Here is a 20,860-nt window from a genome sequence, read left to right as displayed (position 1 = left end):
CGGGTGTCCTTCGGGGATCGGGGTACGGTCACCGGACTATGGGCCGGGGCTGGTGGTGGGGGTGGACGCGGGAGCCACGTCGGCCTGCTGCTGCTGTCCGGCACCGGCGCGCTCGCGGCCGGCTTCTCCGGCGGCGCGCTGCACCGTCGCTGCGACGGCTACGGGTGGCTGCTCGGCGCCGAGGGCTCGGCGGTCTGGATCGGGCTGCGGGCCATGCGGACAGCCGTGGCGGCCGTGGACGGGCACGGCGAGCCGACCGCGCTGCTGGCGGCCGCCCGCCGGTGGGCGGACGAGGACCGGCCCGCCGGGGACGACCTCGCGCAGCACCTGGTCGCGGCGGGTTTCGCCCGGCCGCCGGCGGCGCTGGGCGGCCAGGCCCCGGCGGTGGGCGCCGCGGCCGCGAAGCTGCTGCACACCTTCGACACCGTCGGGGCGTACGCGGGGGACGTGGTGCTGGCCGGCTCGGTCCTGCTCTCCCCCGGCCCGGTCGCACGCGTCGTGCGGGCCGGCGTTCGGGAGCGGACCGGTACGCAGCCCCGCGAGGCGCTCGACGGTGCGGGCGGCGCGGCCGTGCTCGCCCTCGCCCGGCTCACCGGGGACCGGGTGCCGGCCGCCGTGCACGCCCGGCTGACCGGTCACGATCGGCGCCGGCGCCGGAGCGGCTGACGACGCTCCCCCGTCGCCGTCGGCAGTCCGCTCCGGCGGGTCCGGCTCACCGCGTCCGCCACGTCAGCCCGTGGCCGAACGGGTACAGCTCCCGCGACGGGTCACCGGCCACCGGGATCGCGACCGGCAGCCGGCCCCGCGGCGGCACCTCACCGAGCAGCACCCGCGCCAGCGACTGCATGGCCACCCCCGTGGAGCTGTACGTGGCCAGGTACGTGCTGACCCCCGGCAGGTACGCGATGTCGTACGGGTCCCGCACGGCGACCACCACGACCGGGCGGCCGGTGGCGAGCAGGGCACGGACGAGCGCCTGCTGGCGGGCGCCCGGATCGGCGGAAGTGGTGTCCCACGCCCGTGACGTGAGCACCACGGTCACCTCGTGCCGGCCCGCCGCGGCGACCGCCTCGGCGATCTGCGCGTCGGTGGGCAGGCCGGTGACGAGCGCCGTCGCGCTGACCCCCCGAGCGGCCAGCGAGTCGGCGAGGACGGGCACGGTGCGCTGGGCGCTCGAGCTCCACCCGGTGACCAGCACCGAACGGGCACCCCGCAGGGGCAGCACGCCCGCGTCGTTGCGGATCGCCGTGACCGTACGGTCGGTGACGTCGCCGGCCACCCGCAGGTGCGCGGGGCTGCCGACGGCGCGCTCGGCGGCGGCCGGGTCGAGGGGCGTCCACGACAGCAGGCCACGCTTGTGCTTGAGGGTCAGGATGCGGCGTACGGACTGGTCGATGCGCTCCTCGGTGAGCTCCCCGGAGGCGACGGCGCCGAGCACCGCGCCGACCGCCACGTCGAGGTCCGGGGGCATCAGCAGCATGTCGGCGCCGGCTTTGAGGGCGAGCACCGGGACGCGGTCGTCGCCGTACTTCTCGCGGACGCCGGCCATCTCGAGCGAGTCGGTCACGACCACCCCGCGGTAGCCGAGCTCGCCGCGCAGCAGGCCGGTGATGATGGGCCGGGACAGCGTGGCGGGGTCGCCGGACGGGTCGAGCGCGGGCACCACGATGTGCGCGGTCATCACGGCGTCGACGCCCGCGGCGACGGCGGCCCGGAACGGCGGGGCGTCGATGCGCGACCACTGCTCGCGGGTGTGCGTGATGACGGGCAGCCCGGTGTGGCTGTCCGTGCTCGTGTCACCGTGGCCCGGGAAGTGCTTGGCTGCCGCGGAGGTGTCCGCGCCGCGCTGGAACCCCTCGATCTGGGCGGCGGTGAGGGCGGCGGCCAGCGCCGGGTCGCTGCCGAAGGACCGTACGCCGATGACGGGGTTGGCGGGGTTGACGTTGACGTCGGCGACCGGCGCCCAGGCCTGGCCGATGCCGACCGCGCCGAGCTCGGCGCCGGTGACCCGGCCGGTGCGGTATGCGTCGCGCGCCGAGCGCCCGGCGCCCAGCGCCATGCCGCCGGGGAACTGGGTGGCGGGCGCGGGCATCCGGGACACGACGCCGTGCTCCTGGTCGGTGGAGATCATCACCGGGATGCGGGCGCCGCTGCCGGTCGCCGCTGCCTGCAGCCCGTTGGCGAGCGTGACGAGCTGGCGCGGCGACTGCAGGCTGTTCGTCCAGGTGAAGTAGATGACGCCGCCGAGGTGGTACTTGGCGACGACCTCGGCCGGGGTGTCCACTCCGTAGAGAGAGCGGTTGGCGGCGGCGTCCGCGCTGGACGGTGCGGTGGCGTCCGAGCCGTACGCGTACGTGGTGAAGAGCTGCCCGACCTTCTCCGGCAACGTCATGCGGGCCAGCAGCCGCTCCACCTCGGACGCCGCGGGGCGCGCGGCGGCGGGACCGGCCGGGATCGCCGCCCCGGACACGGTCAGGAGCAACGTGACGAATGAAGCGACCGGACGCATCCGCATGACGACCGAACGTACTCGCGCGCCCCGGCACTGGCAATTAGTTTCACGACACTTGAATGTGCCGGAGGAAAGCTTCATCCTACGGGGCGACCCATGGACATATGTTGATGTTCCTCGAGGCAGGGGTACGCCATGGCACAGACGATCAGCCGGCGCCGTCTGCTGCACGGCGCGGCCGCCCTCGGTGCCCTCGCCGGCACGGGCGCCCTCACCGGCTGCGCGCTGGGCGGCGACAGCGACGACGACAGCGAGGACAGGGGCGCGGCGGACGCCCCGCTGGAGGTCGTCATCTTCAACGGTGGCTTCGGCGAGGAGTACGCCAAGGCCCACGAGGCGCTGTACCGCGAACGCCACCCGGGGGCGCGGATCAAGCACTCGGCCACCCAGCAGATCGCCGAGACGCTGCAGCCGCGGTTCGTGGCCGGCACCCCGCCGGACGTGCTGGACAACTCCGGCGGCAACCAGATCGACTTCAACGCGCTGGTCTCCCAGGGAGCGCTGGCCGACCTCGGCGACCTGCTCGCGGCGCCGAGCCTCGACGACCCGAAGGTGGCCGTCAGGGACACGCTGCTGCCGGGCATCGTCGACGTCGGATCGTACGACGGCAGATTCCTCGCGCTGAACTATGCGTACTCGGCGTACGGGACCTGGTATTCGGAGAAGCTCTTCGCCGACCGCGGCTGGCAGTACCCGACCACCTGGGACGGCATGATCGCGCTGTGCCGGCAGATCAGTGCCGCCGGCATCGCGCCGTGGACGTACCCGGGGGTGCACGCCCGCTACATGAGCTGGCCGATCCTCGCGTCCGCGGCCAAGCTCGGCGGCGTCGAGGTGCTCAAGGCGATCGACAACCTGGAGCCGGGCGCGTGGCGCCACGACGCGGTCCGCACGGCCGTGGACGCCTACCGCCAGCTGGCGGTCGACGGGTACGTGCAGGCCGGCGCCGAGGGCATGGACCACATCCAGGCCCAGACGCAGTGGTGCCGGGGCCGCGCCGCCCTCATCTTCTGCGGCTCGTGGCTGGAGAACGAGCAGAAGGCCGTCACCCCGCCGGACTTCCGGATGGCCGTCGCACCCACGCCCAGCCTCACCACCGGCGACAAGCTGCCGTACGCGGCGTTCCGGGGCACCGGCAGCGAGCCGTTCGTGGTGCCCGCCAAGGCGAAGAACCTCCGCGGCGGCCTCGAGTACCTGCGCATCATGCTGTCGCGCACGGGCGCCGCCGACTTCACCCGTACGGCCGGGAGCCTCAGCTGCGTCGCCGGGGTGAGCGCCGGCCTCGGCCTGGCACCCGGCCTCACCTCGGTCACCCGGATGATGGCCGCTCCCGGGGCGCAGACCTTCACCTGGCTGTACCCGTCGTACTACCGCAAGCTCGAACGCACCTACGTCAACGCCGCCACGGCCGACCTGTTCGCCCGCCGCCTCGACGCGGCCGGCTGGGTGGACCGGTGCCAGAAGGCCGCCGACGACATCGCGAGAGACCCGTCGGTCAAGAAGTACAAGCGGGCCTGACCGTGCGAGGCAAGCGGCTGTTCGTCGCCACGTTCCTCGGCCCGCCGCTGCTGCTGTACGGCGTCTTCGTGCTGTCGCCGTACGTGCAGGCCTTCGCGATCTCCGCGACCGACTGGCGCGGCCTCACCCCGCAGTACGACTTCGTCGGCCCGGCCAACGTCCGCCGGCTGGCCGACGACGGCCTGTTCTGGAACGCGTTGTGGCACAACGCGCTGCTGCTCGTGCTGCTGCCGCCGGCGACGATCCTGCTCGGACTGTTCCTCGCGTCGATGCTCAGCGTCGGTGGGCGCCGGGACCGGGCCGGCGTGCACGGCGTCCGCGGCGCCGCCCTGTACCGGATCGTCTACTTCTTCCCGCAGGTGCTGTCCGTGGCCGTCATCGGCGTGCTGTGGAAGCAGATCTACGCGCCGAACAGCGGCCTGCTCAACGGCGCCCTGCGCGCCGTGGGACTGGATTCGCTGGCCCGGCCGTGGCTCGGCGACCCGCGGTTCTCGTTCTGGTGCGTGGCCCTCGTGCTGCTGTGGAGCAACGCCGGCTTCTACGTCGTGCTGTTCGGTGCGGCGATGCAGGCGATCCCCCGCGACATCTACGAGGCGGCGCTGCTGGACGGGGCGACCCGAGCCACCACCCTGTTCCGGGTCACCGTGCCGCTGCTGTGGGACACCGTCCAGGTCGCGTGGGTGTACCTCGCGATCGTGGCCATCGACGCCTTCGCCGTCGCGCAGATCATCACGGACGGCGGCCCCGGGTTCTCGTCCGACGTCGTGGGGCTGCGGCTCTACCGGACCGCCTTCACCGACGCCCAATTCGGGTACGCGTCCACGATGGGCGTCGCGATGTTCTTCCTGACCCTGTCGGTCGCCGCCCTGTTCCTGCGCGTCACCCGCCGCGACCGGGCGGGGCTGTAGATGACCGTCCCGCCCCGCCCCGGGCGCGTCATCCCCGTGCTGTCCCACGGCTTCCTCGCCGGCTGGGCGCTGCTCACCACGCTGCCGCTGCTGTGGGCGGTGGTCAGCTCGTTCAAGACCGACGACGAGATCCTCACCGACCCGTGGGGCCTGCCGTCCCGCCCCCGGCCGGAGAACTGGGCACGGGCCTGGGACGACGCCCACATCGGCCGCTACTTCCTGAACAGCGCGATCGTCGTGACGGGAGCGCTCACCCTGACGATGATCCTCGGCGCGATGGCCGCGTACGTGCTGGCCCGCTACCGCTTCCCGGGCCGCCGCATCATCCACCTCGCGTTCACCGGCGGCATGATGTTCCCCGTCTTCCTCGCGCTCGTGCCGCTGTTCTTCGTGGTGCGCGACCTGGGACTGCTGGGCACGCTCCCCGGGCTGATCCTCGTGTACGCCGCGTACTCGCTGCCCTTCACGGTCTTCTTCCTCACGGCCTTCTTCCGTACGCTGCCGGCCGCGGTCGCCGAGGCCGCGATGGTCGACGGGTGCGGCGACTACCGCCTGTTCTTCCGCGTGATGCTGCCGATGGCCCGGCCCGGCCTGGTCAGCGTGGCCATCTTCACGTTCCTGTTCCAGTGGAACCAGTACGTCCTGCCGATCGTGCTCATGCAGGGCGAGGGCGCGGAGCGGCGCTGGGTGCTCGCGCAGGGGCTGACCGCGCTCGCTGTCAACGAGGGCTACCGCGGGGACTACAGCGGCCTGTTCGCCGGGATGACGATCGCGATGCTGCCGGTCCTCATCGGGTACGTGGCGTTCCACCGGCAGGTCCAGGGCGGCCTGGCCGCCGGTCACCTCCACTGAGCGGCGGTATACCGAAGGTTCAAGTCGTCGCCCGGCAAGCCCCGACCGCAGCCGGATGTTCCGCCGGCCGCGGCGTTCGCACAATGAGCGGGTGTCCACATCCCGCACCGACGTGTTCCCCGGCGACTCGGGCATCCGCCTGATGGTCGCCGCCGCGTTCCTGCGCGGCGGCGACGGCGAGGCGCTCGGCACCAACCACCTGCTGATCGCCCTGACCAACCTCGACGCCACCCGCGGCGCGCTCGCGGCGGCCGGCCTCACCCGTACGGTCGCGCTCACCGTCAACGACAGCCGGCTCGGCCGCTGGGCCTCCGCGGACGCGGCCGGCGTGGGCCCGGACGGCCCGCACGACATCGTGATCGCCGACGGCGGCACCCCCGTACCCTTCACCGCGGCAGCGGCGGAAGCCCTGCACCGCGCGGCCACCGTGGACCGTCTGCACCCCCGCCGACGTGCTGCTCGCGCTGCTCGAGGACCCGGGCAACCGCGCGACGGAACTGCTGGCGATCTGCGGCATCCCGGCCACGGACCTGTACGCGGACCTCGCGGCGGGCCGGACCCCGGCCGTACGCGACGACGTGCATCCGGCCCTGCGCCACGTCCGCGACCGGCTGATCGGCCGGTCCGGCTTCCGCTCACCGGGCTGGCGGCGGCCGATGACGGCATTCGCGATGGCCGTACGGATCAATTACGGTCGCCACCCGATGCAGTGGATCAGGCTGGAGGCGGCAGAACAGGCCTACCGCACGCCGTCGAGATCGGGCGGACCGGACAGCGCGGACATCCTGCTCGCGGTGGCCGCCACGTACGAGGTCGCGCAGCGGCTGCCCTACCTCGTCGACCCGGAGGACCCCCGTTTCCGCGGCGCGGCGTTGCTGCAGGCTGCCGGGGTCACGCACGAAGGTTTTCGAGCCGCCGAGCCCGCCGGTCAGCGGGACGCAGCCGGCGAACGGCTGTCGCGCCGAATGTCCACCGTGCGCTACCCGGACACGCTCGCCCTCGTGCGCGACCTCCTGGCCGTATCCACGCCGCCGTCGAGGGCGGCCCGGCTGCTCACCGCCGCACGCTTCGACGTCGCCGCCCTGCGCCGCACGCTCAGCTGACGACGGCGGTCTCGGCGGGATGTCTCGGGGGTGCCATCGCACGGGCGCTGGCCGCTACGAACAGGGCGAGGACCACCGGGATCCACAGCGCCGACGGCAGCCCGACCACGGTCGCCGCCGCGCCGATCAGGATCGGTCCGAGCAGGAAGCCGACATAGCCGATGCTGACCACCGTGGACAGCGCCCGGCCGGCGCGCCGGGGGTCGAGGTTGCCCGCCGCCGAGTAGACCTGCGGGGCGATGCCGGACAGGCCCGCGCCCAGCAGCCCGAACCCGGCGATGCCGGCGACCGGGTGGTGGATCAGCAGGGCGGCGCCGAGCCCCGCGGCCGCCAGGCCGCCGCTGAGGCGTACCAGCGTGACGGGGCCCAGCGCGAGGACCAGCCGGTCGCCGAAGACCCGGCCCACCGTCATCATGATCGAGAAGGCGGCGAACCCGTACGCGGCGGCGCCGGCGCTCGTCCCCAGGTCGTCCCGCAGGTACACGGCGCTCCAGTCGGCCGCCGCGCCCTCCCCCACCAGGGTGCACAGCACGAGAACGCCCAGGAAGATCAGCAGCACCGGCCGGCGCGCCGGCTCCTCGCCGCCCGGCGTCGCGTCCGATGCCTCCGCGCCGGACTCGCCGGAGAAAACCCACAGCGAGGCCCACACCGCCAAAGCCAGTACCCCGGCCCCGACGGCGAGGAACGTGACGCCGACCCCGGCCCCGCCGTGCGCGAAGAGGCTCCCGGCGACGGCACCCAGGAACCCGCCGACGCTGTAGATGGCATGGAACGACGACATGATCGGCCGCCCCCACGCCCGCTGCACCTCGATGGCGTTGGCATTCATCGCGATGTTGAGCGTGCCGTGCGCCGCACCGAACAGGAAGAGAGCGCCGCAGAGCACCGCCAGTCCGCCGCTGAACCCGGGCGGCACCAGCAGCAGCCCTTCGAGCACCGCGGCGGGGACGAGAACCCGCGAACTGCCGAACCGGTCGGTGAGCCGCCCCAGCACCGCCATGCCGACGATGCACCCGGCCGCGAACGACAGCAACGCGTAACTGAGCCGGCCGTCGCTGAGCCCGAGGTTGTGCTTGACCGCCGGAATCCGCGCCGTCCACACGCCGAGCGCCGTACCGAACAGCAGGAACGTCAGCGACGTGGCGACCCGGCCGCGACGGATCCGGTCATTCACGGCGCCCCCCGCTCCCCGATCGACGATGGCACAGTATCGCGGCACCGAACCCGAAGCCATGACCTGCGACGGTTCCGGAACCGGCCCCGTCTCCGCGGCCGCCCGGACCCGCAACGAGGCCGGACGCACGCGGGTGGCGCCCCCGGCCGGCCGCGCACGCAGGCCCACGCCGACCGGTCACGCCCGGCAACCAGCGCCCCCGCGCCCACCGGACCGGCGCGCCCACCCGGGCAGCCCCACCTACCGCGCCCAGCATCCGGACCGCCCGCCCCCACCGACCGCACCCGCCAACCGGACCGCCCGCCCCCACCGGCCAGGCCCCAGCCGCGCCCAGCATCCGACCTGCCCGCGCCCACCGGCGCGCCCGGACCGGCGCGCCCGACGGTCAGGCCCGGACCGGCGCGCCCGACGGTCAGGACCACCGGACACCGCTCAGCAACCGGGCCGCCCGCGGCAGGCGGTCACGGTCGGGCATCCGCGCCGGCCCATTCGCGCACGGTGAGGATCGCGTCGGCGAAGGCTGCGGGTGCTTCCTGGGGCAGGTTGTGTCCCACGTCGACCGCCCGGTGTTCGTGGCGGGCGGTGAACATGTCCGCGTGGTCGGCCGTGCCGCCGGGCTTGAGCGGATCCTGGGTGCCGTCCAGCGTCACCGCGGGGACCGTGACGGGCGGCCGGGCCGCCAGCCGTTCCTCCAGCTCCTCGTAGGCCGGGTCGCCCGCCGCCAGCCCGAAGGAGTGGCGGTACGCATGCACGACGACGTCCACGAAGTCAGGGTTGTCGAAGGACGCCGCGGTGCGCGCGAAGGTCGCCTCGTCCGGGTGCCAGCCCGGGGACCACTGCCGCCAGAGCATGCGGCACAGGTCGCGGCGGCTCACGGCGAGGCTCTCGCGGCCCCGTTCGGTCTGGAAGAGGTGCTGGTACCAGACGACGTGTTCGAGCGCCGGATCGTGGGCGTGCCGCAGGCGCTCGATGTCGAGGATGTCGTAGCTCGCCATCGAGACCAGGCCGGCCACGCGTTCGGGCCACAGCGCCGTCGCGACGCAGGAGGCGAGCCCTCCCCAGTCGTAGCCGGCGACGATCGCGGTCTTCCAGTGCAGGGCGTCGAGCAGCGCGACGAGGTCGGACCCGAGCGCGGCCTGCTGACCGCTGCGTGCGGTGTCGGCGGACCGGAACCGCGTCGGGCCGAACCCGCGCAGGTACGGCCGGACGACCCGGGCCCCCTGTGCCGTCAGCCGTGGCACCACCTCGTCATAGGCGTGCACGTCATACGGGAAGCCGTGGGAGAGCAGCAGGGGCCAGCCGTCGGCCGGCCCGTCCTCCAGGTAGCCGACGGTGAGCACACCCGCGTCGATCGTCTTCACCAAGGCGCACGTCCTCTCATCGGCGGACATCGGAATGGGCAAGACGCAGCGCGTCGACGCCGGGGTCGGAGCCGGGCGGCCGGACCCGGTCGAGCTCGCGCCACGCCTCCTCGAGGGCGGTCTCCAGCGCCCGGTGCTGCCGCTGGAGGTCCGCCCGGAGCGTCTCGATCCGCCGCAACCACCCCGCCGCGGACCCTCCGGACGCCCCGGAACCGCCCGGCCCGGCGGACCCCGCCGGAGGAGAAGAAGCGGAGTCACCCGGCAAGGAAGAAGCGGACCCCGCCGGAGAAGAAGCGGACCCCGCCGGAGAAGAAGCGGACTCCGCCGGAGAAGAAGGGGAAGAAGGAGCGGGGGAAGAAGAAGCCGACCCGGCCGGCGAAGGAGCGGATGCGACCGGCAGAGAAGAAGGAGGAGCGGCAACGGCGGAAGCGCCCGGTACGGCGTCGACCGGCACGATGGCCGCCACCGCCCGCCCGCCCTCGGTCACGATCGTGCTCTGCCGGGTCAGGTTCGCCAGCCGCGCCAGCTGCACGAACCGCGTACGGGCCTCCAGCAGCGACAACTCCAGTCGCGGCCGGGGAATCGGGGCAGCGGGCTCAGCCATGCCGACATGATGCCGCCGGGGTACGACACTTTCCGCCGCGCCCGCTCAGTGCACCATTTTCAGCCCTACGACCCCGGCCACGATCATCGCCAGGAACAGCAGTTTCAGGGCGGAGACCGGCTCCTGACCGGTGCTCATCGCGTACCCGACGGTCAGGACCGCGCCGATGCCCACCCAGACCGCGTAGGCCGTGCCGACCGGCAGGTCGCGCATCGCGTACGCCAGGCCGGCCATGCTCGCGACCAGCGCGACGACGAACACGACGGACGGGACGAGCCGGCTGAATCCCTGGGACCGGTCGAGCGCGGCCGCCCAGACCGCCTCGAGCATGCCGGAGAGGACCAGGACGAGCCACGACATGACGACCTCCGCGGGCCGTCTTGTCGCTCGCCGGGTACGGCACCCATCGTCCGGGAGTCCGTGGGCACGGACTCCCTACCAGCATGGCACGGGTCATCGGCCGCCGAGGGTCCGCAGGGTGGCGTCGAGCGTGGCGAACACCACCTCGGAGCCGCCCTCCCACTGCGGCACCGGGTCGGGCTGACCGGGGGACGGCGCCCACAGCCACCAGATGGTGCCCCACGGGTCGAGCATCCGGCCGAGCGTGCACTCGCCGTAGAACGGGGTCGGTCCGGTGACCGTCGTCGCGCCCCGGCCGGTCGCGCGCCGCAGGACCGCGGCGACGTCGCGGACCCAGACCTGGAGCAGGGCCGGGCGGGCCGGCCAGCCGTCGAGCCGGTCGGCGACCATCAGGTCCACCGAGCCGAGCCGCAGCTGGGCGTGGATGAGCTTGCCGTCCGGCATGGGGGTCCGGGCCCCGGCGGTCTCGGGTACGCCGAAGACGTCGCTGACGAACCTCACGAAGCCGGCGGCGTCGTCCACGATGACGAACGGGTTCAGCGCAGCACCGTCGCCGGGTACGGAGTGCTCGGGAAGCAGGATGTCGGCTGTGGTCATGCCCCGAGCGTGCCACCCGTTGCGGTCAGTTCCCGGCCGCATTCTCCGGCGACGGTCGTGGTGACGCGGACGAGAACCGGCCGGCGCGGTGTCGACCCGAAGCCGAACCGGACCGGCGGGTCCACCGGGGCGAGCGGACCGAGGTCGTGGCCGTCGAGGCGGGCGGCTGCCTCGACGATCGGGTGGACGTCCTGCGCCCCGTACCACTCGCGGCGGCCGCCGCCGGCGCTTCCGCGCGTACGCACACCGGGCAGCACCAGGCGCGCGGGCAGGTCGACGGCCGCGCACCACGCGGGCCGGCGCGCCAGCGGCGCCGGTACGGCCCGCAGCAGCACCCCCAGCCAGCCTCGCCGCCCCACGCGGAACCGCAGCTCCAGCGGTCCCGCGGCGACGGCGGTCCACCGGTCACCGGCGTCCGTCACGGTCACCGGCGCGATCCGCACGTCGTCGAAGGCGTACGTGTCGGCGACGAACCGCGCGAGCTCCGGGGTGGGCGCCACCAGCAGCCGATGCCCGTCGGGGCGCTCGATCATCACGTCGGCGACCAGCCCGAACGGCGACCGCGGCCAGGTGCCGACGACGACACGTACGCCGCTGCGGGTGCCGATGCCGGCGATCGTGCCGTCGAATCGCAGCCGGGTGCTGTCCATCACCGGCACCTACCCGTGGCTGCCCGCCGTACGCATCAACAAATGGTTCTTTGTGAAAACGAATGTTTGCGTTACGGTACCGGCATGCCGGATCTCGACGCCGCCTTCGCCGCCCTGGGTGACCCGGTGCGCCGCGCGCTGGTGACCCGCCTCGCGCGCGGTGACGCCACGGTCGGGGAGCTCGCCGAGCCGTTCCGGCTGACCCCGCAGGCGATCTCCCACCACGTCGGCGTGCTGCGCCGGTGCGGGCTGGTGGAGCAGCGCCGCGAGGGCACGCGACGCCCCTGCCGGCTGCGGACCGACCAGCTCGAGCTGCTCGGTTCGTGGATCGACGAGCAGCGCCGCACCTGGCACGACCGGCTCGGCGCGCTCGAGCGGCACCTGACCGGTGAGGGGCCGCCCGTGACCGCGCGGGCCGAGCCGCACGGGGACGCGCTGGAACGCCACCCGGCCGGCGGGGAGGCGCGGTGACCGCGCGGGCCCAACTGCACGGCGACGAACTCATCGCGCGCCGGCGCCTGCCGGCCGATCCCGCCCGGGTCTGGGCCGCGTTCACCACGCCGGCGGGCATCGCGGCGTTCTGGGGTGGCTCGCATGCCACCGTCCCGGCCGGTTCGGTCACCGTGGACCTGCGCACCGGCGGCGAGTTCGCCCTCGACACGCGCGCGCCAGGGGGCGCCACCCGCCGGCTCCGCTTCGTGTACGTGCTGGTCGCGGCGCCGCACGAGCTGGTGTTCGACGAGCCGGTCACCGGCCTGCGGACGACCGTGCGCCTGCTGGGGGCCGGGGCCGGCACGGACCTCACCGTCCACCAGCGACGCCTGCCGCCCGAGCTGCGGACGGCTCAGGCGGCCGACGGACTCGCGTCCATTCTCGACGCGCTGGCCCTCCATCTGCGGCACACCGAAACGGAACGGAGTGAAGCGTGACCCCACCCGCGCAGCGCGATCTCGTCGCCGAGTACTTCGAGGGTTTCCGTACCAGCGACCATCCGCGGATCCTCGCCACCCTCACCGAGGACGTGGAGTGGGTGATCCACGGACATCGGACCACCCGTGGCCGGGCGGAGTTCGACGGGGAGATCGAGAACCCGGCGTTCACGGGCAGTCCCGGGCTCGACGTCCAGCGCGTGTACGAGGACGGCCCGGTCGTCGTCACCACCGGCGAGGGCCACGGCGAGAGCGTCGACCACGGCCCCTTCCGGTTCGCGTTCACCGACCTGTTCACGTTCCGCGACGGCCGCATCGCGCGCGTCGACTCGTACGTGGTGCCGCTGCCGTGACAGGCGCTGACGGCGCGACGAGGCCGAGACCCGGGGCGGGCGTACCGGCCGGGGGAGGACCGGCACGCCCGCCGAGGCGGACCGTTACCGGGTACGGGGGTCGGTGTCCCGGGTACGGCTGCCCGCCTTCGCGAGGCCACGGCTGACGAGGTAGCCGATCGTCAGCAGGGTGATGTACCACCACGCCTTGTCCGCGGCGAAGTAGTCGGCGCCGTTGTTCGCCGCGCCGTCGCCGACCGTCTGCGAGGCGATCAGCACGCCGGCGACGGCGGCGAGGTACACGAACAGTTCCGTGGTCTTCCAGGACGGCTTGGTCTCGTCTCCGTGGTGGCGCAGGTCGCGGTGGTCGCGTGCGGTGTCGCGAAAACCGGTGTCGTACGCGCCGGAAGCCGTGGTCGAGTGCGTGGCGGTCATGATGATCTCCTTGACTGTCGTCCCAGGACGGCCGGCCGGACCGTCTTGGCTGCGCAGTGCCCACCGGTGATCACTGCTATCCCGGTAGCCCACCGGTTCCACACGAAGGGATGAACCGGCGTCGCGGGCCGTGACGGCGTGCCTGATCGCGCTGCGCCGTACCCGTCGGCGAAGATCATGGGATGCTTCTGAGCGAGGATTTCGACACGTCCGTGCTGACCGACCGGCAGCGAGAGATCCTCGGGGTGATCCGGGACTGGGCGGTGAGGTACGGCTACTCGCCGTCCACCCGCGACATCGCCGACGCGATCGGGCTGGCGTCCACCTCGTCGGTCAGCCGGCACCTGCGCGCCCTGGAGGAGTACGGCTTCCTGCGCCGCGGCCGCAGCGTGACCCGGCCGGTCGACGTGCGCATGTTTCTCGAGCCGGCCGCCCGCGAGGTGCGCGACCCGGCCACCGTGGGGGTTCCGCTGCTGGGCACGATCGCCGCGGGCAGCCCGATCCTGGCGGAGGAGACGGCCGAGGAGACGCTGACGCTGCCGCGTGACCTGGTCGGGCGCGGCACGCTGTTCTGCCTGCGCGTCCAGGGCGACTCGATGATCGACGCGGCGATCTGCGACGGGGACATCGTCGTCGTCCGGCAGCAGCAGGAGGCGTACAACGGCGACATCGTGGCGGCGATGATCGACGAGGAGGCGACGGTCAAGGTGTTCCGGCGCCGCGGCGGGCACGTGCTGCTCGAGCCGCGCAACCCGGCGTACGAGCCGATCGACGGCGACCGCGCGACGATCCTCGGCCGCGTCGTGTCGGTGCTACGCCGCACCTGACGGCCCGGCGCGAACAGCGGATGCTCAGTCGGCCAGCGCGAGGGCCAGCCGGCCGGTACGGGACTTCTTCGCCTCGTACATCGCCGCGTCCGCCCGGGCGATCAGCGTGTCCGCGCAGGTCTGCGTGCGCGCCCAGGCGACACCGATGCTCGCCTGCGGCAGCAACCGCTCCCCGTTGACCTCCAGGCCGCCGGTGACCAGCGCCGCGACCAGGCTCTGGCCGATGTGCCGGGCCTCGGCCGCGCCGGGAACCTCGGGGCAGATGACCACGAACTCGTCGCCGCCGAAGCGCCCCACCACGTCGCCGTCGCGGACCGCGCCGCGCAGCCGGGACGCCACGTGGGTGAGCAGCCGGTCCCCGGTCGCGTGCCCGTACACGTCGTTGACCTGCTTGAACCGGTTGAGGTCGATGAAGATCACGGCGATGCCGCGGGTCCGGGCCGGGTCGTCGAGCGCCTCCTGCAGCGCGGTGAGGGTGGAGGCGCGGTTGCGGCAGCCGGTGAGCGCGTCGTACGTGGCGCGCTGCTTGAGCTCGTCGCGCAGCCGGACGTCGTCGGTGACGTCCGTGAGGCAGATGATCGCGCCGGTGACCTCGCCGTCCGGGCCGTTCAGGGCGCGCAGACCGGCGCGGACGCGGCGCAGGCCCCGCTGCTCGTTGCGGTAGCCGTACTCGGCGTCGACGTCGCGGCCCTCGCGCAGCACGGCGTCGATCGCGGCGTCGATGGCCGGCCGGTCGCCGGGCAGGATGCGGTCCAGCAGCGGGCCGCCGAGCAGCTCGCCGACGCCGGCCCCGAGGGCCCGGGCCGCGCGCTCGTTCTGGTACGCGATCCGCCGGTCGGTGCCGATCTGCACGATGCCCATCGGGATGGTCTCGGTGAGCCGGCGCATGAGCTGCTCACCCGCGCGCAGCGCCTCCTGGGCGGCCATCTCGTCGGAGATGTCGAGCATCTCGGCCACCACCTCGCCCACGCCCGGGGCGGTGAGCTGATTGTGGTTGGTGACCTCGAACCACACCACGGACCCGTCGCGGTGCAGGTGGCGCAGGCGCACCCGGCGGGCCTCGCCGCTCGGGGAGGCGAGCATGTCCATCCAGCTGGAGATGGCGCGTACCCGGTCGTCGGGGTGCACGAGGTCGACCGCGCGCGTGCCGAGCAGCTCGTCGGCCGTCCAGCCGAGGACGCGGACGATCTCCGGGTCGGCGCCGACGATCACGGCGTGCGAGCTCTTCCGTACGGTCACCAGCCGCGGCTTGATCGCCTGGTGCTCCAGCGGCAGGTGCGCCGGGTGCCCGTCCAGGCCGGTGAGCAGCACCAACGGTACGCCGTACCGGTGGCTCAGGTCGATCATCTGCAACTCCACCAGCTGGTCCGGCGCGGAGAGCGGGCGGACCCGGCACTGCGCGAGGCCGCGGGCGAGGAAGGTGTGCCAGGCGTCGATGACCGCCGGGTGGTCGTCGGGCACGACCAGGTCCAGCGCGGACCGGGGGCCGGTGACCGGGCGCAGCCGTCCGGGCTCGAAGGTCTCGGGCAGGTCCGCGAAGAGTCCCGCCGGGCTCACCGCGAGCACGAAGGCGTCGGGGTGGCGCGCCACGGTGGCCGCGAACGCCGCGTCCCGCTCCGCCTCGTCGATCTTCGCGTCGGTCATGTCGCCCCGATCGGCCACCGGCGCGCGAAGTGAAGGAAAGTCCCGCCGTTTGACACTGTCATCGTGACAGTGTCAATATAACACCGTGTGGACGATGGACGAGCTTCTCGAGCGGGTACGCGGCGCGCTGGCCGCCGAATACCCCGGCGCGCCCAACGGCCGGGTCCGCGACGTGCCCGACCGCCGGGCCGTCCGGTGGTACACGACGACCGGCCTGGTGGACCGGCCGGCGGCGATGCGCGGGCGCACCGCGCTCTACGGCAGGCGTCACCTCCTGCAGCTCGTCGCGCTCAAGCGCCGGCAGGCCCAGGGCCACTCGCTGGCCGCCATCCAGGCCGAGCTGGCCGGCGCCCCGGACGAGGAGCTGGCGACGGTCGCGCGGGTGCCGCAGGAGCTGCTGACCACCGAGCCGCCCGAGCCGCAGCCGCCCGCACGGCCCCGGTTCTGGACCACCGCGCCGGCCCCGGCGGCGGCACCGGCCGCCGATCGGCCCGCCGCCGCGCCGGCCCCGGAGATCGGCGCGGTCGCGCTGGGCGGCGGGGCGATCCTGATCCTTCCCGTACGCCCGTCAGCCGCCGACCGCACAGCCGTCGCCGCCGCGGCGGAACCGCTGCTGAGCCTGCTCGCCGCCCGGGGTCTGCTGGACGCCGGCCGCGGACCGCACACCGATGATGGGAGCCCCTCATGACCCTGTCCGTCACCCCGATGGAGCCGGCGGAGCTCGGCCGCATCCGGATCCTGCCCGACGCCGGCGTGGGCGCCCTGCACACCGACCGCGGCAACCTGCCCCTGGACCGGCTCGACGTCCGTACCCGGATCAGCGGGCTCCTCGCCCGGACCACCGTGACCACCGAGTTCGTCAACGCGCACGACACGGCGCTGGAGGCCACGTACGTCTTCCCGCTGCCCGACCGGGCCGCCGTCACCGCGATGACCATGACCGCGGCCGGGCGCACCGTCGAGGCCGAGCTGCAGGAGCGCGCGGCGGCCCGGGAGGCGTACGACCGGGCGATCGAGGCGGGGCAGCGGGCCTCCATCGCCGAGGAGGAACGCCCCGACGTCTTCACCATGCGGGTGGGCAACATCGCGCCCGGCGAGCGGGTGGTCGTCGAGCTGACCCTCGCGGGGCCGCTGCCGTGGGAGGACGGCGCGGCGACGTTCCGGTTCCCGCTGGTGGTCGCGCCCCGCTACATCCCGGGTACGCCGCTGCCCGACGCACCCGCCGGCGACGGGCAGGCCCGCGACACCGACGCCGTGCCCGACGCCTCCCGGATCACTCCCCCGGTGCTGCTGCCGGGATTCCCGAACCCGCTGCGGCTGTCCATCGCCGTCGACATCGACACGGCCGGGCTGCCGCTGGCCGGGGTGCGTTCCAGCCTGCACACGGTGACCAGCCGCGACGGGCACGTGGAGATCGCGCCGGGCGAGCGGGCCGACCGCGACTTCGTGCTGCGGCTGCCGTACGAGGGCGACGGCTCGGGCGCGGTGTTCGTGCCGGACCCGGGCACCGACGGCGCCGAGGGGGCGTACCAGCTGGTCGTGGTGCCGCCGGAGCCGAGCGACGGCCCGGCCCGGCCCAAGGACGTCGTGCTGCTGCTGGACCGCTCGGGCAGCATGGGCGGCTGGAAGATGGTCGCCGCCCGACGCGCGGCCGCCCGGGTCGTGGACACGCTCACCACGGCCGACCGGTTCGCCGTGCTGACCTTCGACCACCAGATCGACCACCCGGCCGACCTGGGCGAGGGGCTGTCCGACGCGACCGACCGGCACCGCTTCCGCGCGGTCGAGCACCTCGCCCGCGCCGACGCCCGGGGCGGCACCGAACTGCTCGCGCCGCTACGGCAGGGGTTGTCGCTGCTGTCCGGGTCCGAGGGACGCGACCGGGTGCTCGTGCTGGTCACCGACGGCCAGGTCGGCAACGAGGACCAGATCCTCGCCGAGGTCACCTCGCTGATCGGTGCCACGCGCCTGCACACGGTGGGCATCGACCGGGCCGTGAACGCGGGCTTCCTGGGCCGGCTGGCCGCGCTGGGCGCCGGGCGGTGCGAGCTCGTGGAGAGCGAGGACCGGCTGGACGAGGCGATGGAGCAGATCCACCGCCGCATCGGCGCGCCGCTGGTCACCGACGTCACCGTGCGCGGCGTCGACTCCGGCCGGCCGCAGTCGATCTTCCCCGGCGTCCCGCTGGTGCTGTCCGGCCGCTGGACCGGCGCAGTGCCGTCCACGGTCACCGTGCGGGGGCGCACCCGCGACGACGCCGAGTTCACCCTCGACGTGCCGGTCGAGCGCAAGGACGAGCCGGCGGTCACCGCGCAGTGGGCTCGGACCCGGCTGCGCGAGCTCGAGGACCGGTACGCGGCCGGCGACCACACCCTCGAGCAGGAGATCGTCGCCACGTCCCTGAAGTACGGGGTGCTGTGCCGGTTCACCGCGTTCGTGGCGGTGGACAGCCGCGTGGTCAACGAGGGCGGGCAGCGCCGGCGCGTGACCCAGCCCGTCGAGTCGCCGTCCGGCTGGGACATGTTCGGGGCCGCCCAGCCTCCGCAGTTCCTCGCCGCCGGGGCGGCTCCGATGGCAGCGCCGGCCGCGGGCGGACCGTCGTTCGCCCCGTCGTTCGCGCCGGCACGGGCTCAGGCGCGCACCGGTGCGCAGCCGTTCGCGGCCGTACCGTCCGGGATGATGCTGCGCGGCAGCAACCGCAAGATGGCCGCGCCGGCCGGCACCGGACTGACCATGCAGGACCTCGCCGCGCTGGTGGCGGTCGAGGCGCGCCGGCTGCGCGACGCCGAGGGCCGGCCGGTCGCCGAGCGCCGCGACCTGCTGGCCGACCTGGCCACCCGGCTCGCCGCCGTGCTGGCGGGCCTCCCGGCGGAGGAGGTGAAGCCGCTGCTGGAGCTCGCGGCGCGGCTGCGCGGGGCCGGTGACCTCGACGCGCAGTGGTCGGACGCCCGGCGGGTCCTGGAGGCGTTCGGACCCGCCGCGCCGGAGCGCAAGGCGTTCTGGAAGCGCTGAACCGGCTCGGATCAGAACGGTCCGTGACCCACGGGCGGGCGCTGTTTCGGGGCGCCCGCGGCGGGCAGGCCGTGCGCGGCGATCTCCGCCTTCGAGGCGGTGGCCAGGTCGAACCCGGCCGCCGCCTCGGAGACGTCGTCGAGCGGCTCGGTGAACGGCTGCTCGGCGCGGCACACCGTACCGGCCGCGGGCAGGGTCTTCGCCAGCAGATAGCGGTCCATCGCTGCGGTCACGCACGCCGAGGTCCCGTACGCGGTGTGCCCGAAGTTGTCGCTGCTCAGCAGGCGGGCGTCGGCGAGCAGCCGGGACGAGCTCACCGCCTGCGAGTAGTTCGTGGCCGGGTCCCAGTAGCTGCCGACCACCAGCACGGTGTTCCGCGTCGGCCGGTCGAACGGGCCGTACCAGGCGTCCTCGTCGCGTACCGTCCAGACGTCCCCGGCGCACGGCGCGCTCGCCCAGGCCCAGGCGCGGCCGAAGTACGGCGCGCGCTTGTCGGCCTTCGCGACCTTCGCGGGCCAGGACGCCGCGTGCGCGGGGTGCCGGCCGTCGGTGCACATGACCGAGGCGTACGCGTCGACCGAGTTGTCGTACGGGAACCCCCGGCGTTGCCGAGCCGGCAGCGAGGACGTGGCGGCGCCACCGGACGCGGGAGCCGACGTCAGGGTCCACAGCTCGCTCGCCATGGCGGTGACCCTTTCCGCGGCGTCGTCGCCGTACAGGGCGCCGAGCACGTCGCCGATGAACGTCGCGTACGTGATCCTCGTGCCGTCCACGGTGACCGGCTTCGCCTTCAGGCGGCGTACCAGAATCCCGAAGCGCTGCACCGGGTCGCCTGCGGCGAACGCGCAGTTGGTCTCGCCGGCCCGGTCGCACAGCGTGAGGATCCGCTGCAGAGCCCGCTCCGCGCCCTCGGCGGAGTGCAGCCGCTCGTCCTGGATGACGTGCCGGGTCCGCGCCGAACCGGCCCACGACCGCGGGTTGATCACGCCGTCGACCGCGACGACCCGGAACCGGTCCGGGAACATGGCCGCGTAGTACTGCCCCAGTGCCGTGCCGTAGCTGAACCCGAGGTAGCTGAGCTTCCTGTCCCCCACGGCCCGGCGCATCACGTCCATGTCGCGGGCCACCTCGGCCGTCGACATCGCGCCGGCCAGGGTGCGGCCGGTGGTCGAGCACCCGGCCGCCAGCTTCCGCGCGCTCCTCAGGTACGCGGCGGTCTCGCGGGCACCCACCGGGAACGCGACGTTCATGCCCCTGAGCGCGGCGGCCTGCCGGCCGGGGTCGCCGAAGCAGGCGACCGCGTCGCCGGCGCCGATCCCCCGCGGGTCCATGCCGACGATGTCGAAGCGGCGCAGCAGTTCGTCGCTGAGCACCATGGGCGACATGAGCGCGAACGAGGTGGCGGACGCGCCGGGGCCGCCCGGGTTCACGAACAGGCTGCCGATCCGGTTCTTCCGATCCGTGGCCCGCACCCGCAGCAGGGCGACGGTGGTCTGCGCGCCGTACGGGTCGTCGTAGTCGAGCGGGAGGCGGGCCGTGGTGCACTGGGCCCAGCCGTAGCAGGCGTACCAGCGCAGCTTCGGCGTCGGCACGCGACCGACCCGGCGGGCTTCGACGGCGCTGGTCACAGCCGGCCTGCCGACGGCAGCGGCGGCCGGCGCGGTGCCGGTCGCGGCGGCAGTCGCGACGCCGGTCGCGGTGATGGCCGACATGCCGGTCGCGGCGGCGGCCGGGGCGGGGATCGCCGCGGACGCGGTGCCGGCCGATGCGGGGACCGCGGCGGACGCGGCGAGCACCAGGCCGGCGACACCGGCGGTGAGCAGACGCAGAGGAAGCGGCATGAGGGAGCCTTCCGAGGGCAGGTGCCCCACAAGTCGGCAATTCGGACGTCCGCCCAAGGACCGCCCGGCACCGCTCCCCGTTTGCTACCCATGATCACGACGCCACCGGCCGGGGCGCCGGGGCCGGAACTCGATCATGGCCGTTCGGGCCTTGAATGCCGGCGCCATCGGCGGGGTACCGTGCCGGGGGATCATCGTCGG

Annotated in this window: 21 protein-coding genes and 1 riboswitch; of the genes, 11 read left to right on the top strand and 10 right to left on the bottom strand. The window is 74.0% G+C overall.

The genetic code is table 11. From position 1 onward, the window contains the following. The first annotated feature begins 3 nt into the window (after nt 1-3). Nucleotides 4-666, top strand: coding sequence for a hypothetical protein (locus tag COUCH_RS19445; RefSeq protein ID WP_249606598.1), 663 nt, complete (start codon nt 4-6; stop codon nt 664-666). A gap of 46 nt (nt 667-712) precedes the next feature. Here COUCH_RS19445 and COUCH_RS19440 read toward each other — a convergent pair whose 3' ends face one another. Beyond that, nucleotides 713-2,515: a glycoside hydrolase family 3 protein gene (locus COUCH_RS19440; protein WP_249606597.1), complete on the bottom strand. Its 1,803-nt coding sequence runs from the start codon at nt 2,513-2,515 to the stop codon at nt 713-715. A 132-nt stretch (nt 2,516-2,647) separates the two neighbouring features. Here COUCH_RS19440 and ngcE point away from each other — a divergent pair, with 132 nt between their 5' ends. The 4 genes from ngcE to COUCH_RS19420 all read left to right on the top strand — a co-directional run bounded on the left by ngcE (nt 2,648) and on the right by COUCH_RS19420 (nt 6,893). Next, complete coding sequence (ngcE, locus tag COUCH_RS19435; protein ID WP_249606596.1) at nt 2,648-4,030, top strand: N-acetylglucosamine/diacetylchitobiose ABC transporter substrate-binding protein; 1,383 nt, start codon at nt 2,648-2,650, stop codon at nt 4,028-4,030. Nucleotides 4,031-4,032: 2 nt separating this feature from the next. Further along, the gene (locus COUCH_RS19430; protein ID WP_249606595.1) at nt 4,033-4,938 is read left to right on the top strand and encodes a carbohydrate ABC transporter permease; all 906 of its coding nucleotides are present in this window, start codon (nt 4,033-4,035) and stop codon (nt 4,936-4,938) included. Continuing rightward, on the top strand, nt 4,939-5,790 hold the full coding sequence (locus COUCH_RS19425) for a carbohydrate ABC transporter permease (RefSeq protein WP_249606594.1): 852 nt from the start codon (nt 4,939-4,941) through the stop codon (nt 5,788-5,790). It abuts the gene before it with no gap. 452 nt (nt 5,791-6,242) lie between these two features. Next, a complete protein-coding gene (locus COUCH_RS19420) occupies nt 6,243-6,893 on the top strand; it encodes a Clp protease N-terminal domain-containing protein (RefSeq protein WP_249606593.1) in 651 nt (216 codons plus the stop codon). On the opposite strand, the gene COUCH_RS19415 is transcribed toward COUCH_RS19420, so the two are convergent. The 6 genes from COUCH_RS19415 to COUCH_RS19390 all read right to left on the bottom strand — a co-directional run bounded on the left by COUCH_RS19415 (nt 6,886) and on the right by COUCH_RS19390 (nt 11,639). Then, nucleotides 6,886-8,067: an MFS transporter gene (locus tag COUCH_RS19415; RefSeq protein WP_249606592.1), complete on the bottom strand. Its 1,182-nt coding sequence runs from the start codon at nt 8,065-8,067 to the stop codon at nt 6,886-6,888. The genes COUCH_RS19420 and COUCH_RS19415 overlap by 8 nt on opposite strands. A gap of 461 nt (nt 8,068-8,528) precedes the next feature. Continuing rightward, a complete protein-coding gene (locus tag COUCH_RS19410) occupies nt 8,529-9,428 on the bottom strand; it encodes an alpha/beta fold hydrolase (protein WP_249606591.1) in 900 nt (299 codons plus the stop codon). A gap of 16 nt (nt 9,429-9,444) precedes the next feature. Further along, nucleotides 9,445-10,032, bottom strand: coding sequence for a hypothetical protein (locus COUCH_RS19405; RefSeq protein WP_249606590.1), 588 nt, complete (start codon nt 10,030-10,032; stop codon nt 9,445-9,447). Nucleotides 10,033-10,077: 45 nt separating this feature from the next. Further along, nucleotides 10,078-10,392, bottom strand: a complete 315-nt coding sequence (locus COUCH_RS19400) for a DMT family transporter (protein WP_249606589.1) — start codon at nt 10,390-10,392, stop codon at nt 10,078-10,080. A gap of 9 nt (nt 10,393-10,401) precedes the next feature. Further along, nucleotides 10,402-10,469: riboswitch (guanidine-III (ykkC-III) riboswitch) on the bottom strand. Between the two features lie 16 nt (nt 10,470-10,485). Then, nucleotides 10,486-10,989 carry a VOC family protein gene (locus tag COUCH_RS19395; RefSeq protein ID WP_249606588.1) on the bottom strand — a complete coding sequence of 168 codons (504 nt, stop codon included), beginning with the start codon at nt 10,987-10,989 and terminating at the stop codon, nt 10,486-10,488. After that, the gene (locus tag COUCH_RS19390) at nt 10,986-11,639 is read right to left on the bottom strand and encodes a hypothetical protein (protein WP_249606587.1); all 654 of its coding nucleotides are present in this window, start codon (nt 11,637-11,639) and stop codon (nt 10,986-10,988) included. The genes COUCH_RS19395 and COUCH_RS19390 overlap by 4 nt, the downstream gene beginning before the upstream one ends. 84 nt (nt 11,640-11,723) lie before the next feature. Here COUCH_RS19390 and COUCH_RS19385 point away from each other — a divergent pair, with 84 nt between their 5' ends. Genes COUCH_RS19385 through COUCH_RS19375 form a run of 3 tightly spaced genes read left to right on the top strand, consistent with a single transcriptional unit; the run spans nt 11,724 to nt 12,921 of the window. Beyond that, nucleotides 11,724-12,110 carry an ArsR/SmtB family transcription factor gene (locus COUCH_RS19385; RefSeq protein WP_249606586.1) on the top strand — a complete coding sequence of 129 codons (387 nt, stop codon included), beginning with the start codon at nt 11,724-11,726 and terminating at the stop codon, nt 12,108-12,110. Beyond that, nucleotides 12,107-12,568 carry an SRPBCC family protein gene (locus COUCH_RS19380; RefSeq protein ID WP_249606585.1) on the top strand — a complete coding sequence of 154 codons (462 nt, stop codon included), beginning with the start codon at nt 12,107-12,109 and terminating at the stop codon, nt 12,566-12,568. The genes COUCH_RS19385 and COUCH_RS19380 overlap by 4 nt, the downstream gene beginning before the upstream one ends. Continuing rightward, complete coding sequence (locus tag COUCH_RS19375; RefSeq protein ID WP_249606584.1) at nt 12,565-12,921, top strand: nuclear transport factor 2 family protein; 357 nt, start codon at nt 12,565-12,567, stop codon at nt 12,919-12,921. The genes COUCH_RS19380 and COUCH_RS19375 overlap by 4 nt, the downstream gene beginning before the upstream one ends. 84 nt (nt 12,922-13,005) lie before the next feature. On the opposite strand, the gene COUCH_RS19370 is transcribed toward COUCH_RS19375, so the two are convergent. Further along, nucleotides 13,006-13,335, bottom strand: a complete 330-nt coding sequence (locus COUCH_RS19370; protein WP_249606583.1) for a hypothetical protein — start codon at nt 13,333-13,335, stop codon at nt 13,006-13,008. 182 nt (nt 13,336-13,517) lie between these two features. On the opposite strand from COUCH_RS19370, the gene lexA reads away from it, so the two are divergent. Continuing rightward, on the top strand, nt 13,518-14,162 hold the full coding sequence (gene lexA, locus COUCH_RS19365; protein ID WP_249606582.1) for a transcriptional repressor LexA: 645 nt from the start codon (nt 13,518-13,520) through the stop codon (nt 14,160-14,162). A 24-nt stretch (nt 14,163-14,186) separates the two neighbouring features. Here the strand turns inward: lexA and COUCH_RS19360 are convergent, their stop codons facing one another. Next, nucleotides 14,187-15,806 (bottom strand): GGDEF domain-containing protein, encoded by a 1,620-nt coding sequence (locus COUCH_RS19360; RefSeq protein WP_249606581.1) that lies wholly within the window; start codon nt 15,804-15,806, stop codon nt 14,187-14,189. 94 nt (nt 15,807-15,900) lie between these two features. On the opposite strand from COUCH_RS19360, the gene COUCH_RS19355 reads away from it, so the two are divergent. Both COUCH_RS19355 and COUCH_RS19350 read left to right on the top strand, forming a co-directional pair. Continuing rightward, a complete protein-coding gene (locus tag COUCH_RS19355; RefSeq protein ID WP_249606580.1) occupies nt 15,901-16,494 on the top strand; it encodes a MerR family transcriptional regulator in 594 nt (197 codons plus the stop codon). Further along, entirely contained in the window at nt 16,491-18,818 is a 2,328-nt protein-coding gene (locus COUCH_RS19350; RefSeq protein ID WP_249613496.1) for a VIT domain-containing protein, read from the top strand. Before COUCH_RS19355 ends, COUCH_RS19350 begins: the two co-directional genes overlap by 4 nt. 11 nt (nt 18,819-18,829) lie before the next feature. Here COUCH_RS19350 and COUCH_RS19345 read toward each other — a convergent pair whose 3' ends face one another. Next, nucleotides 18,830-20,659 (bottom strand): alpha/beta fold hydrolase, encoded by a 1,830-nt coding sequence (locus COUCH_RS19345; RefSeq protein ID WP_249613495.1) that lies wholly within the window; start codon nt 20,657-20,659, stop codon nt 18,830-18,832. Nucleotides 20,660-20,860 lie beyond the last annotated feature (201 nt).

It is taken from the genome of Couchioplanes caeruleus (assembly GCF_023499255.1).
GTDB classification, from domain to species: Bacteria; Actinomycetota; Actinomycetes; order Mycobacteriales; family Micromonosporaceae; genus Actinoplanes; species Actinoplanes caeruleus_A.
Note: the sequence above shows the minus strand (reverse complement) of the source record. Positions and strands in the feature narration are given on the sequence as shown.

Bases quoted from the DNA above. Each gene is read 5' to 3' on its own strand.
- COUCH_RS19440 (WP_249606597.1), bottom strand. From the start codon at position 2,515: ATGCGGATGCGTCCGGTCGCTTCATTCGTCACGTTGCTCCTGACCGTG.
- ngcE (WP_249606596.1), top strand. From the start codon at position 2,648: ATGGCACAGACGATCAGCCGGCGCCGTCTGCTGCACGGCGCGGCCGCC.
- COUCH_RS19425 (WP_249606594.1), top strand. From the start codon at position 4,939: ATGACCGTCCCGCCCCGCCCCGGGCGCGTCATCCCCGTGCTGTCCCAC.
- COUCH_RS19405 (WP_249606590.1), bottom strand. From the start codon at position 10,032: ATGGCTGAGCCCGCTGCCCCGATTCCCCGGCCGCGACTGGAGTTGTCG.
- COUCH_RS19400 (WP_249606589.1), bottom strand. From the start codon at position 10,392: ATGTCGTGGCTCGTCCTGGTCCTCTCCGGCATGCTCGAGGCGGTCTGG.
- COUCH_RS19395 (WP_249606588.1), bottom strand. From the start codon at position 10,989: ATGACCACAGCCGACATCCTGCTTCCCGAGCACTCCGTACCCGGCGAC.
- COUCH_RS19390 (WP_249606587.1), bottom strand. From the start codon at position 11,639: ATGGACAGCACCCGGCTGCGATTCGACGGCACGATCGCCGGCATCGGC.
- COUCH_RS19385 (WP_249606586.1), top strand. From the start codon at position 11,724: ATGCCGGATCTCGACGCCGCCTTCGCCGCCCTGGGTGACCCGGTGCGC.
- COUCH_RS19370 (WP_249606583.1), bottom strand. From the start codon at position 13,335: ATGACCGCCACGCACTCGACCACGGCTTCCGGCGCGTACGACACCGGT.
- lexA (WP_249606582.1), top strand. From the start codon at position 13,518: ATGCTTCTGAGCGAGGATTTCGACACGTCCGTGCTGACCGACCGGCAG.
- COUCH_RS19360 (WP_249606581.1), bottom strand. From the start codon at position 15,806: ATGACCGACGCGAAGATCGACGAGGCGGAGCGGGACGCGGCGTTCGCG.
- COUCH_RS19355 (WP_249606580.1), top strand. From the start codon at position 15,901: ATGGACGAGCTTCTCGAGCGGGTACGCGGCGCGCTGGCCGCCGAATAC.
- COUCH_RS19350 (WP_249613496.1), top strand. From the start codon at position 16,491: ATGACCCTGTCCGTCACCCCGATGGAGCCGGCGGAGCTCGGCCGCATC.
- COUCH_RS19345 (WP_249613495.1), bottom strand. From the start codon at position 20,659: ATGCCGCTTCCTCTGCGTCTGCTCACCGCCGGTGTCGCCGGCCTGGTG.